This window comes from Sorangium sp. So ce362 (assembly GCF_051519845.1).
Taxonomy (GTDB): Bacteria; Myxococcota_A; Polyangia; order Polyangiales; family Polyangiaceae; genus Sorangium.
In genome coordinates this window covers 145,148-156,756 of the sequence record NZ_CP150332.1, presented here as the reverse complement: position 1 = coordinate 156,756, position 11,609 = coordinate 145,148, and the positions used below count along the sequence as shown (strand labels likewise).

The 11,609-nt window shown below is 70.8% G+C and carries 10 protein-coding genes; 6 read left to right on the top strand and 4 right to left on the bottom strand.

What is annotated here, in order from left to right; translation table 11 throughout:
- Positions 1-56: 56 nt before the first annotated feature.
- Together WMF17_RS00645 and WMF17_RS00640 are read right to left on the bottom strand one after the other, a co-directional pair.
- Positions 57-884, bottom strand: coding sequence for an MOSC domain-containing protein (locus WMF17_RS00645; RefSeq protein WP_437647410.1), 828 nt, complete (start codon positions 882-884; stop codon positions 57-59).
- Between the two features lie 311 nt (positions 885-1,195).
- Positions 1,196-2,179 (bottom strand): hypothetical protein, encoded by a 984-nt coding sequence (locus tag WMF17_RS00640; protein ID WP_437647408.1) that lies wholly within the window; start codon positions 2,177-2,179, stop codon positions 1,196-1,198.
- 79 nt (positions 2,180-2,258) lie between these two features.
- On the opposite strand from WMF17_RS00640, the gene WMF17_RS00635 reads away from it, so the two are divergent.
- From WMF17_RS00635 to WMF17_RS00625, 3 genes are all read left to right on the top strand, one after another.
- The gene (locus tag WMF17_RS00635) at positions 2,259-2,915 is read left to right on the top strand and encodes a ferritin-like domain-containing protein (protein WP_437647406.1); all 657 of its coding nucleotides are present in this window, start codon (positions 2,259-2,261) and stop codon (positions 2,913-2,915) included.
- Between the two features lie 293 nt (positions 2,916-3,208).
- On the top strand, positions 3,209-3,547 hold the full coding sequence (locus tag WMF17_RS00630) for a four-helix bundle copper-binding protein (RefSeq protein ID WP_437647404.1): 339 nt from the start codon (positions 3,209-3,211) through the stop codon (positions 3,545-3,547).
- Between the two features lie 126 nt (positions 3,548-3,673).
- Positions 3,674-4,795, top strand: a complete 1,122-nt coding sequence (locus WMF17_RS00625) for a DUF4185 domain-containing protein (RefSeq protein WP_437647402.1) — start codon at positions 3,674-3,676, stop codon at positions 4,793-4,795.
- Between the two features lie 399 nt (positions 4,796-5,194).
- Here WMF17_RS00625 and WMF17_RS00620 read toward each other — a convergent pair whose 3' ends face one another.
- Positions 5,195-6,115, bottom strand: coding sequence for a transposase (locus WMF17_RS00620; protein ID WP_437600023.1), 921 nt, complete (start codon positions 6,113-6,115; stop codon positions 5,195-5,197).
- 630 nt (positions 6,116-6,745) lie between these two features.
- Between WMF17_RS00620 and WMF17_RS00615 the strand changes: the two genes are divergently transcribed.
- Positions 6,746-8,290 (top strand): IMP dehydrogenase, encoded by a 1,545-nt coding sequence (locus WMF17_RS00615; protein WP_437600022.1) that lies wholly within the window; start codon positions 6,746-6,748, stop codon positions 8,288-8,290.
- A 113-nt stretch (positions 8,291-8,403) separates the two neighbouring features.
- Here the strand turns inward: WMF17_RS00615 and WMF17_RS00610 are convergent, their stop codons facing one another.
- A complete protein-coding gene (locus WMF17_RS00610) occupies positions 8,404-9,315 on the bottom strand; it encodes a LysR family transcriptional regulator (RefSeq protein ID WP_437600021.1) in 912 nt (303 codons plus the stop codon).
- Between the two features lie 216 nt (positions 9,316-9,531).
- Between WMF17_RS00610 and leuC the strand changes: the two genes are divergently transcribed.
- Both leuC and leuD read left to right on the top strand, forming a co-directional pair.
- Positions 9,532-10,941: a 3-isopropylmalate dehydratase large subunit gene (leuC, locus tag WMF17_RS00605; protein ID WP_437647400.1), complete on the top strand. Its 1,410-nt coding sequence runs from the start codon at positions 9,532-9,534 to the stop codon at positions 10,939-10,941.
- A 27-nt stretch (positions 10,942-10,968) separates the two neighbouring features.
- Positions 10,969-11,586: a 3-isopropylmalate dehydratase small subunit gene (gene leuD / locus WMF17_RS00600; protein ID WP_437600019.1), complete on the top strand. Its 618-nt coding sequence runs from the start codon at positions 10,969-10,971 to the stop codon at positions 11,584-11,586.
- Positions 11,587-11,609: the final 23 nt, after the last annotated feature.

Below are 11,609 nucleotides of genomic sequence, written 5' to 3'. Positions count from 1 at the left end.
GTAGCGCAGGCGGCGGCGCGCCGAGCGCGGCGCGCACGGGCGTCTCGCGCGCCCCGTCAAACGAACGTCACCCCGTCGCCCACGCGCAATGTGCCGGACTTCGTTTCGTGGATATAGTTCTGACCGAAGTTCAAGTCGCTGGGCTTCTGCGGATCGCGCCGGTACGTGGCGAGCGTGCGGAGCGGCTCCAGGCCGCGCTCCGCGGTGCGCTGATCGGTCGTGGTGACGACGCAGCGGGCGCATGGGCCGCTGGCGCGGAGCACGAGGTCGCCGATGCGGATGCGGCTCCACCGGTCCTCATCGAAGGCAGCGCAGCCGCTCACGACGAGGCTGGGCCGGAAGCGGTCCATCGGCAACGCCGCGGCGCCCCTGCCTTCGAGGCGAGCGTTCAGATCGGCGAGGGTGGCCTCGGAGATCACGAGCAACGGGAACTCGTCGGCGAACGACACGACATCTTCCTGGCGCGCCACCGGCGCCTTGAGGACGGGCCGCCAGAACGCCTCGCCGGCGCGGACGAGCCGCGCCGGGTGCTCCAGGAAGTCGCTGAGCCACGCGGCGGCTTCATCGCCGCAGTCCTCGGCCAGGAGGCCGGTGCTGCTCCAGACCTCGACGGTGAGCAGGCGCGCGCCCTGCGCCGACGGCGCCGCGCGCGGCACGGAGATCGGCGGGCGGCCGGCGGCGCCGAGCGTGAGCGTGCTCTCGGAGAGCTGGGTCTCGATGAGCGCCATGCGCGGCAGCGGGCGCTGCGTGAGGGGTTTGCCCTCGAGGTCGACGACCATGAACCGCCGGTCGCCGGCGAGGCCGAGCTCGTCGACGGCCGCCGTGTCGAGCGCGAGGCCCCGACAGCCTTTGACGGGATAGACGTGGATGGCGGCGAGTCGCATTCGTGGCCTTATAACACTTCTCTGGTCCGCCGAGGGCTCCGGCGCCGCGCGCCCCCGCGCCCGCGGGTGACGCTCTCCTCGGTGGCAGCATCGCTCAGCCTGTGCAACACGGTGTGTCGCCGGGGGCGCCGCAGGTCTCCGTGTCGTCGATGCGAGGGCCGCCCCCAGGCCTCGGTCTCGCCGAGGACGACCGCCACCTGCGCGGTGTGCTCCGTCGAGCCGTCGTCGTCGAGCGTCTCCGCCGCGAGGATCACGCGAGTCCCCTCCGCGAGCACGGCGTCCGGGCCCCTATCCCGCCGCTCCCCTCGCGCTCACGCCACGCCGTCTCCCTCCGAGATCCCGAGCACCTGCCGCAGGTCCATCCCCACGATGATCTCGGCGTTCTGCCGCACCCAGTCGACCAGCACGGGGCCCAGGGCGCGCGCGATCTCTTCCTTCACGAGCCCTTCGACGACGCTCGGCCCGAGGCGCTGCGGGTCGAGCGCGACGCCGCCGCCCGCGGCCAGCGCGCCGAACAGGCGCACGAGCGACTCGACGCCCGCGGCCTGGCCGGCGGCGCCGAGCGGCTCGACCCGCTCGACGGCGATCTCCCCGCCGCGCTTCACGACGAAGCGGCGGAGATCGGCCTGGTCGACCCCGTGCTTGCGGAGCACCGCCGACGAGCAGTCGACCTCGATGCGCTGCACGCGCGGCGCCGTCTCGATCTCCTGCCGGGTCCCCTCGACGTCGACGCTGGCCGCCATGGTCGCGCCGGCCGGGATGCGGAACCCGTCCGAGCCCACCGCGCCCGCGAGCTCCTCGCGCAGCGTCAGCCGCGCGGACACGCGGGCGCCGCGCACGGCGGGGCCGCCGCTGTCGGACTCGAGGTTCAGGAGCAACTGGCGCACCGTCACGACGAGATCGGGGTCGCTCGTCGGATCGTACGGGGGAATGGCCATGGGCGTCGAGGTGACGAGCGCGCGCATGAAGGCGCGGGCCTCGTCCTCGGCCGAGCCCTTCCCGACCCGGACGAGCCCTCCCGTGTAGAAGACGTTGGGCGTCATGGCGCCTGAGCGCAAATCGTACTCGACCTGCTGCAACCCCATGTCGCCGAGCGGCGGCGGCAGGTCGATGACGAGGTAAGGCTCGAAGGCGACGCGCAGGAGCGTCGGCGCGAGCGTCACGCGCAGCGCCGTGGCGCTCGACGTGCCGAGCGTGGCCACCCCGGTGCGCTTCAGGACGGTGCGCGCGGGAAGCTCGAACGCCATCGAGACCGCCTCGAGATCGAGCCACGGGGGCAGGAAGCGCCAGGCCATTCAGGGAGGGTACACCCATCTCGCCCGTCGACGGGCGGCCTATTGACCTGCCGCCCGGGGCACGCCCATCATACCTCCCATGAACCCAGAGGAATTCCTCGACGATCTCGACCAGAGGGTCGGAGAGCGCCTTGCCCGCATCGGGGCCGCGGCCGGCGCGGCGGAGCCAGGGAGCGGGCTCGGCGTCCCGGAGCTGCTCGCGACCGCGCTCAAGAAGGAGCTCGAGGCGACCGAGGAGGCTGCGCTCTGGCTCACCACCGAGACCGACATCGAGGTGAAGCTCGCCCTCGCCCGCCAGTGCGGCGACGAGGCGAAGCACTACCGGCTCATCGCCGAGCGCCTCCGCGCGCTCGGCGTCGATCCGGCGGCGATGCCGGCCAGGTTCGGGCCGCCCACGCCGATGTTCGTGTACCTGAAGGGGCTCGGCTCCACGGTCGAGCGCGTCGCAGCGGGCCAGTTCACGCGGGAGGCGCTGGCCAAGGTGCATAATCAGGCCTTCATCGAGTACTGCGAGGCGCGGGGAGACGCCGAGACGGCGCGCCTCTACCGCGACGTCATCCAGCCCGACGAGGGCCACCACCACGAGCTGGGGCGGCGGCTCCTCGCGCGCCTCGCGAACACCGAGGAGGCCCAGGCGCTCGCGCGCGCCGCCGCGATGCGCACGCTCGAGATCGCCGAGGAGCTCCAGGAGATCGCGCGCATCAAGATGGGTATCTGCCGCGCGCCGGGGTGCTAGCCAGCTCGCGACGCGGAGGACGCCGCGTCCACGGCTCGGCATGAACGAGCGACCCGGGCGGGAGCGGCCGTTCGGACCGCGATCGCGTGCGTCTCCAGGCGACGAGCCGCTCGCGCGGCGCGTTCGGGACACCGGCGTCCCGGCGCGTCGGTCGCTGTTCTGAGGCCCATATGCGGGATGGCCCGACGTGCGAAGGCCGCTCGATCCATTCAACCTCTGGATACCAAGGTTGCCTCTTTGTCGCGAGATACCCCCGCGGCGGAGAGCGGCCCAGTTGACCGAGGGGGATTGTCATGAGCAGGTTTCCGGGGGACAGATCATTCCGGGAGGTGGCCCGGTTCACCCAGGATTGTGGTTCGATCTGCACCCATGCAAGCCAGTATTGCCTCGAGATGGGCGGCGCTCACGCCGACGCCACGCACATGCGGCTGCTCCAGGACTGCGCCGACATCTGCGAGGCGGCCTCGAAGCTCCTCCTGCGCAGCTCGCCGCAGCGCGCCCAGATCACGAGCGCGTGCGCGAGCCTCTGTGACCTGTGCGCGGCGAGCTGCGACAAGCTCGCCGGCGACCCCCAGATGAAGGCGTGCGCGGACGAGTGCCGCCGCTGCGCCACCGCTTGCCGGCAGATCTGAAGCGGCGGAGCGGCGGAGCCCACCGACCTTGCGCGTCGGGCCTTCCGGCTCGAGCCCTCACGGCCGCGCGTTCCGGCAGCGGAGCGCGACGCTGGCTATCGGCCTCGCCATGATACCCTCGCGCGCATGCGCTATCGAAGGAGGATGGGAGCGGCCGGGGTCGCTCTCCTGTGCGCCGGGTGCGGCGCGGGCGCGCCGGAGGCCGGGGTGCGCGCGGCGCGCGACCTGGGCCGGCTGGCCTTCGAGCCGGTGATCCGCGGTCGGGACGGCGGGTACAGCGCGCGGTGGGGCGACCGCTCTGTGTGGGTGTTCGGCGATACGACCCTGGAGGCGCCGGGGTCGGACGGCTCGAACTGGAGATCGAGCACCTTCTGCTCGACCGACGATCTGGACGCGTCGAACGGGCTCTCGTCGCTCGCCGAGCCGCTCGACGCGGCCGGCGCGCCGGGGGAGCTCCTGCCGTTCACCGACGAGGAGCTCGCGTTCAACCTCGCGCACTTCGGTCCTCAGGCGGAACGGACGTGCAAGGAGGACTGCGGGGCGCGCTATGCGCTGTGGCCTGGTCCGATCGTCGCCGATGAGGCGACCGGCCGCGCGCTCGTCTTCTACAGCAAGCTGATGGCGCGGCCTGGCGCGTTCAACTTCGACGCGTTGGGCTCGTCCATCGCAATCTGGGAGCGCCTCGACGGGCCGCTCGAACGCCCGGAGGTGCGCCCGGACGCCACGGATCCCACGCTGCTCTTCGGCGCGGACGAGCCTCCGTTGACGGCGGCGGCGCTCGTGCGCAACGGGACGCTCTATGCCTATGCTTGCGCGTGCTCGGGGCTCACGTGCCCGTGCCTCGTCGCGCGCGCCCCGCTCGCGGAAGCGACCGAGCGCGGGGCGTGGCGGTTCTTCTCGGACGGCAGCTGGGTGGAGGGCCATGGCGAGGCGGAGCCGATCATGGCGGGAGCGCCGATGATGTCGGTGCACTGGAACGAGCACGCCAGACGGTACATCGCGCTATACAGCGAGCCGGTATCGTCCGAGATCTCCCTGCGGACGGCCCCCGCACCGGAGGGCCCGTGGTCCGACAGCGCGGTGGTGTTCACCGCCGAGTCCCCGCCGAACCCGGAGGCATGGCCGTATGCCGGCCTCGGGCACGCGGAGCTCGCGCGGGAAGGAGGGCGCGTGGAGTACGTGACGTACTTCCGGGAGACGGGATTTCTGGAGGGAGAGATCCGGCTCGTCGAGCTGGAGCTCGAATGAGGCCCCTGAGGACCCGACCCGTGAGGACCTGACCCGGGTTGACCGGACCTGACCCGGGTTGACCGGACCTGAGGACCCGACCCGCGCGACCCGACCCAGGTTGAGCGCGACCCGACCCAGGTTGAGCTGTCGGGAGAACCCACCTGGGTGGATCTATCAATTGGGCCCGGCCACCGGCACGCACGATCCTGTTCGATCAAGCCGAGCCTACAAAAACCAGCCTCCGGCGCCGCGTCGTGAGCGTTCGGCTTGGCATGCCTTCGTACGTCGCCATGCACTCCACACCATGCGCGCGTTTAGCGGCCCGCTCCGCCATCTTCCGACGGACGTGCCCCACGACGACGCGTCGCCCCCGTCGCCCTCCCCGCCCGCCTCGCCGTGCCACACCCGACGCAGTGACTACACCGTGAAGACGACGTCGGTCACGCTGGCGCCGTGAAACGTGCGCATCCACCACGTCCCCGACGGGAATACAGCGCCGCGTACCCCGCCGCGCCACCGTTCGAGCGCCGCGCGGTACGATGCGCGAAACGCACGCACGGCGGCGGCAGCGATTCGCCATGCATCCCCCTGCTCGCGCCCGACCGCAAACGTCGGATTGCGACCGCGCAGCGCCTCGAAGCTCGTGGCGCGCTCGTAAGGGGAGACGTTCCTGGCGCGCTCAGCGCCAAGGACGCGCATCCCTTGCCGCTCCACCTCCGCACGGGCCTGCGCTTCGTGTCGCTCGAGCTCCGCAGCGACCTCGCATCGAAAGCCGTCGCCGCCGTCCTGCTCGATGGCGGGGGGCAGCGCGAGCGTGAGCGTTACTTCCTCGGGCCACTGGGGGTTTTTCGGATCGAGATATGCCGAGGGCCGCAGCGCGCGCAGCACGCCGCAGCCGAGCTCGTCCACATCCACCTTGGCGCCCGGCCACTCACGCGCATGTCGGACCAGGCCAGCAGCCACCGGGTTCGCGAGGACGTAGGCAATCTTCTCCACCACCGCCGCGCGCGTCAGCAGCCGCACCACGCTCGTGGCCTCGTGGTCCCACACTGGCCCTTCCCACGTGCGGAGCACCTTCGTTCCGAGCGCGACGATGCGATGGAAGAATTGCAAGAAGCGCGGCAAGACGCCCATCGTATCGGTCACGACGAGGTGCAGGTGCGTTGACATCGCGCAGAGCGCATGGACCTCGATGCCGAAGCGACGCGTCGAGACGGCGAGGGAGTAAAGCAGGAGCTGGGTGATGGCTGCATCCGGGCGGAAGAGCAGATGCCTGCGCAGGACGCGACGGGTGATGAGGTAGGTAGCGCCTGCAGCAATTTCGCGGGGCTGGCTCATGGCCGGCGTACAATGACAAAGGCCGTGCCGGGGGTTGCGACGAATGATTTCAAGGCTTTACATTGCCCCGTGGGTGGCGCCGCCAGGTGGTCCGCCACCTGGGAGTTCTCTGGGCTCGCCCAACCTGCGGTTGCTCCTCCAACCTGGGCTACCTCCTCCCCAACCTCGGTCGGGTCACGCCTCCCCCCCTCCCCAACCTGGGTCGGGTCGCCTAACCTGGGTCGGGTCACGCAACCTGGGTCGGGTCACGCAACCTGGGTCGGGTCGCGGGTCGCGGTCGGGTCACCTCCCCAACCTCGGTCGGGTCACGCAACCTGGGTCGGGTCACGCAACCTGGGTCGGGTCGCGGTCGGGTCACGCAACCTGGGTCGGGTCGCCCGCCCGCATGCCCATGCGCCCGCTCTAGCTGCGCCCGGCGGAGGTCCGGCCCCCTGGCCGGACCTCCGCGCCGCTCCACCCCCGCCCCGCCCGCGCAGGCGTCCGGTCGTCCCGGCCGCCCCGGAGCGGCTCCCCCCGGGACCCCTTCCCGCCGCCTCTACGCGCCCACAAATCCACGATTTTACATGCATTTCTGCGAAGGCTCGCCCCGGTCGCATTTGACAGGGCGAAACGCTTGCACTACGAGCCGACATGGCATTCATCTACGATGAGCCGAGCAGGACGTTTGGCGAGTACCTGCTCGTCCCGAATCTGACGACGAAGGACTGCGTCCCTGCGAACGTCGACCTCACGGCCCCCGTCGTCCGGTTCAAGGCCGATCGGGGCGCGAGCCCGCCGGACCCGACGCGCGCGCCGCTCACGATCAACGTCCCGATCACCAGCGCGTTGATGCAGTCGGTCTCGGGCGCCGATCTCGCGATCGCGCTCGCGCGCTGCGGCGGCCTGTCGTTCGTGTACGGCTCGCAGGGCATCGAGGAGGAGGCCGCCATGGTGCGGCGCGTGAAGAACTACAAGGCCGGGTTCGTCGTGAGCGACTCGAACCTGCGCCCCGACGCGACGCTGGGCGACGTGCTCGCGCTGACCGATCGCACGGGCCACTCCACGATCGCGATCACCGAGGACGGCACCCCCACGGGCAAGTTCGTCGGCATCATCACGAGCCGCGATTACCGGCTCGGCAAGACGCCGCTCAGCACGCCCGTGCGCGAGATCATGACGCCGTTCAAGTCGATCCACTGCGGCAAGGTCGGCGTCGATCTCCAGGAGGCCAACGAGCTCATCTGGCATCACAAGCTCAACACCCTGCCCGTCATCGACGAGCGACAGCACCTGCAATACCTGGTGTTTCGCAAGGACTACGAGTCGCACCAGGCGCACCCGATCGAGAACGTCGACCACGAGAAGCGGCTGATCGTCGGCGCCGGCATCAACTCGCGCGACTACAAGGACCGCGTGCCCGCGCTCGTCGAGGCGGGCGCCGACGTGCTCTGCATCGACTCGTCGGATGGCTACTCGGAGTGGCAGCGCGACACCATCGCCTTCGTGAAGTCGCACAGCAAGCCTGCCTATATCGGCGCCGGCAACGTCGTCGATCGCGAGGGCTTCCTCTACCTGGTCGAGGCGGGCGCCGACTTCGTCAAGGTCGGCATCGGCGGCGGCTCGATCTGCATCACCCGCGAGCAGAAGGGGATCGGCCGGGGCCAGGCGTCGGCCGTGATCGAGGTGGCCAAGGCGCGCGACGAGTACTTCCAGCGGACCGGCATCTACGTGCCGATCTGCTCCGACGGCGGCATCAGCCAGGACTACCACATCACGATCGCGCTCGCGATGGGCGCCGACTTCGTGATGATGGGCCGCTACTTCGCGCGCTTCGACGAGGCGCCCGGGCGCAAGGTCCGCGTGAACAACCAGTTCATGAAGGAGTACTGGGGCGAGGGGAGCAACCGCGCGCGCAACTGGCAGCGCTACGACCACGGCGACGCCAGCAAGAAGAAGGACCAGCTCGAGTTCGAGGAGGGGGTCGACAGCTACGTTCCGTATGCCGGCAAGCTGAAGGACACCCTCGACGTCACGCTCGCCAAGGTGCGCTCGACGATGTGCAACTGCGGCGCCATCTCGCTGCGTGACCTGTACATGCGCGCGCGCCTGACCGTCGCCTCCGCGGTCAGCATCCACGAGGGCGGCGTCCACGACGTGACGCTGAAGGACACGCGCAGCAGCCCGCGCGAGGCCTGAGCCCCCGGAGGCCCCGGCCGCGCCGGCCTCTCCTGCCCCCGCTGCTCGCCCTCGATCCGCCTCGGCGTCCCCTCCGGCGACGCGCGGCGCGCGTCCGTCGAGCGCTGCGCCTGCTACGCCCGGAGCAGCGCCCGCGTCCGCTGCTCCGCGCGGCGCCCCTCGGTCGCCAGCCGGTCGATGAAGCGCTCGATGACCGGATTGCGACGGAAGTTTTCACGCGTCATCAGCTCGACGGGCAGCGGCTCCACCTCGGCGACCTCCACGTCCAGCCGTGAGCGCGCAACCTCGGTCAGCGCGAGCGCCGGCGCGAGGCCGATGCCGAGCCCTCCCGACACGTACGACACGAGGAGCGACACGCTCGACACGTCGATCGTCGAGATCGGCCGGATCCGCTCGCGATCCAGGTACGCGTCGAGCATCCGCCGCCCCACGCTGCCCGGCGCCAGCCGGAGCAGCGGCTCGTGCCGGAGGCGCTCGCGCAGCGCCGGCGCCTTGCCCTTGAGCCGCGGCCCCACCCAGAGGAACGGCTGCACGAACAGCGGCTGCTTCACGAGGTCGCCGCCCGCCGAGGACGCCGACGCGAGCCCCAGGTCCACCTCCCCGCGCTCGACCCACCGCGCCGCGTCGATCGAGTTCGCCGTCGTGATCGCGAACCGCACCGGCGCGCGCTTGTCGAGCATCTGCCGGATGACCGGCACGAGCAGCCCCTTGCCGAGGTAGTCGCTCGCCGCGAGGCGCAGCGTCGTCGACGGCTCCCCCGCCAGCTCCGAGAGCAGCTCGAACACCCCCTCCGCCTGGTCGAACAGCCGCGTGATCGCGCCGAGCGCCGCCTCGCCCGCCGGGCTCAGCCGCACCCCGCGCCCGTCGCGCTCGAACATCGCCACCCCGAAATGCTCCTCCACCCGGCGCACCTGCTGGCTCACCGCCGACGGCGTCTTGTGCAGCCGCCGCGCCGCCTCGGCGACCGAGCCCGACCGGGCCACCAGCAGCACATCCTCGAGCGCGGGGAGGAGCGACGCATCCATGTAGCGTTACTTAACCCATCGTGAAAAAAGTTTCATTCGACTTAATTCTACCCTGCACGCATAGTCCTCCCGCCTGCCCGACGCCGGATCGCCGGCTCGGGGCGCGGCGGCCGTCTCCGGAGAGGCAGCCGCCGCGCCCCGGCGCCTGCGCTCGGGCCGGCCCGCTTCGCACGCCGTTCCCTTCAGCCGCGTTCAGCCGCATCGCGAGAGGCCATCATGGGTAAGAGTCTCTATGACAAGGTTTGGGACCTCCACAAAGTCCGCACGTTGCCGAACGGCGAGGACCAGCTCTTCATCGGCCTTCACCTGATCCACGAGGTGACGAGCCCGCAGGCGTTCGGGATGCTCCGCGACCTGGGCCTGCGCGTGCGCATGCCCGAGCGGACGTTCGCGACCCTCGATCACATCGTCCCCACCGACAACCGCAAGCGGCCGTTCAAGGACTCGCTGGCCGAGGGGATGGTCGACGCCCTCAGGAAGGCGTGCACCGAGCAGGGGATCACCTTCTTCGATCTCGAGTCAGGGCGGCAGGGCATCGTGCACATCATCGGACCCGAGCTCGGCCTCACCCAGCCTGGCATGACGATCGCGTGCGGCGACTCGCACACCTCGACCCACGGCGCGTTCGGCGCGATCGCGTTCGGGATCGGGACGACGCAGGTGCGCGACGTCCTCGCCACGCAGACGCTGAGCCTCCAGCGGCTCAAGGTCCGGCGGATCCAGGTCGAGGGCAAGCTCGGCCCGGGGGTCTACGCCAAGGACATCATCCTCGAGATCATCCGCCGGCTGGGCGTGTCCGGCGGCACGGGCTACGCGTACGAGTACGGCGGCTCGACCATCGAGGGGTTCTCGATGGAGGAGCGAATGACCCTGTGCAACATGTCGATCGAGGGCGGCGCCCGGGTCGGGTACGTCAACCCGGATCAGACGACGTTCGATTACATCAAGGGCCGCCCGTACGCTTCGAAGGGGGAGGCGTGGGAGGAGGCGCTCGGGTACTGGCGCTCGATCGCGTCGGACGAGGACGCGCGTTACGACGATGTCGTCCGGATCGACGCGAGCGCGATCGCGCCGACGGTCACGTGGGGCATCACGCCGGGCCAGGCGATCTCGGTGAAGGAGAAGGTCCCGGCGGCCGAGGACGCGGCGAACGAGTCCGAGCGGGCGCTGATCCGCGAGGCGCTCGAGTACATGCGCCTCGAGGGCGGCAAGCCGATCGAGGGGACGAAGATCAACGTCGCGTTCATCGGCAGCTGCACGAACGGCCGCCTCTCGGATTTCCGGGAGGTCGCGCGGCGCATCGTGGGGCACAAGGTCGCGGCGCACGTGCGCGCGCTGGCGGTCCCCGGGTCGATGGAGGTGGCGCGCGCGGCCGAGGCGGAGGGGCTGGATCGCGTCTTCCGCGAGGCTGGCTTCGAGTGGCGCGAGCCGGGCTGCTCGATGTGTCTGGCGATGAACCCCGACAAGCTCATCGGCGAGGAGCTGTGCGCGTCCTCGTCGAACCGCAACTTCAAGGGCCGGCAGGGGAGCCCCACGGGCCGCACCGTGCTCATGAGCCCGGTGATGGTGGCCGCCGCCGCGGTTCGCGGCGAGATCGCCGATGCTCGTGACGTGTTCGGAATCTGACGACGCTCGCACCCGAGGGAGATCTCCATGGCACTCGACTTGATCCAATCCGTCACCGGCCGCGCCGTTCACGTTCCTGGGGACGACATCGACACGGACCGCATCATCCCGGCGCGCTTCCTCAAGTGCGTCACCTTCGACGGCATCGGCGAGCACCTCTTCCGGGACGTGCGCTTCGACGAGCGCGGCGAGAAGCGGGAGCACCCGCTGAACGACCCGCGCTTCGCGGGCGCCGCGATCCTGATCGCCGACCGCAACTTCGGCTGCGGGTCGTCGCGCGAGCACGCGCCGCAGTCGATCGCCAAGGCCGGCTTCAAGGCGGTCATCGCCGAGAGCTTCGCCGAGATCTTCTTCGGCAACTCGACGACGCTCGGCATCCCCTGCGTCTCGGTGGGTCCCGAGCACCGCGCCGCGCTCGTGGCCCGCGTGAGCGCCGACCCCACGACGCTCGTCACGATCGACCTGCAGGAGCAGGTCGTCCGGGCGGGGAGCGATCTCGCGGTGCCGTTCACCATCAAGCCGGGGGCGCGCGAGTCGCTGCTCCGGGGCACGTGGGACCCGATCGCCCAGCTGCTCGAGGGGGCGGACGAGGTCCAGAAGCTGGCGGCGCGGCTGCCGTACGTGCAGCGCGCCGCGGCGCAGTAGCCGCCGCTCGATCGGCGCCGGGC

Bases quoted from the DNA above. Each gene is read 5' to 3' on its own strand.
- WMF17_RS00645 (WP_437647410.1), bottom strand. From the start codon at position 884: ATGCGACTCGCCGCCATCCACGTCTATCCCGTCAAAGGCTGTCGGGGC.
- WMF17_RS00640 (WP_437647408.1), bottom strand. From the start codon at position 2,179: ATGGCCTGGCGCTTCCTGCCCCCGTGGCTCGATCTCGAGGCGGTCTCG.
- WMF17_RS00635 (WP_437647406.1), top strand. From the start codon at position 2,259: ATGAACCCAGAGGAATTCCTCGACGATCTCGACCAGAGGGTCGGAGAG.
- WMF17_RS00630 (WP_437647404.1), top strand. From the start codon at position 3,209: ATGAGCAGGTTTCCGGGGGACAGATCATTCCGGGAGGTGGCCCGGTTC.
- WMF17_RS00625 (WP_437647402.1), top strand. From the start codon at position 3,674: ATGCGCTATCGAAGGAGGATGGGAGCGGCCGGGGTCGCTCTCCTGTGC.
- WMF17_RS00620 (WP_437600023.1), bottom strand. From the start codon at position 6,115: ATGAGCCAGCCCCGCGAAATTGCTGCAGGCGCTACCTACCTCATCACC.
- WMF17_RS00615 (WP_437600022.1), top strand. From the start codon at position 6,746: ATGGCATTCATCTACGATGAGCCGAGCAGGACGTTTGGCGAGTACCTG.
- WMF17_RS00610 (WP_437600021.1), bottom strand. From the start codon at position 9,315: ATGGATGCGTCGCTCCTCCCCGCGCTCGAGGATGTGCTGCTGGTGGCC.
- leuC (WP_437647400.1), top strand. From the start codon at position 9,532: ATGGGTAAGAGTCTCTATGACAAGGTTTGGGACCTCCACAAAGTCCGC.
- leuD (WP_437600019.1), top strand. From the start codon at position 10,969: ATGGCACTCGACTTGATCCAATCCGTCACCGGCCGCGCCGTTCACGTT.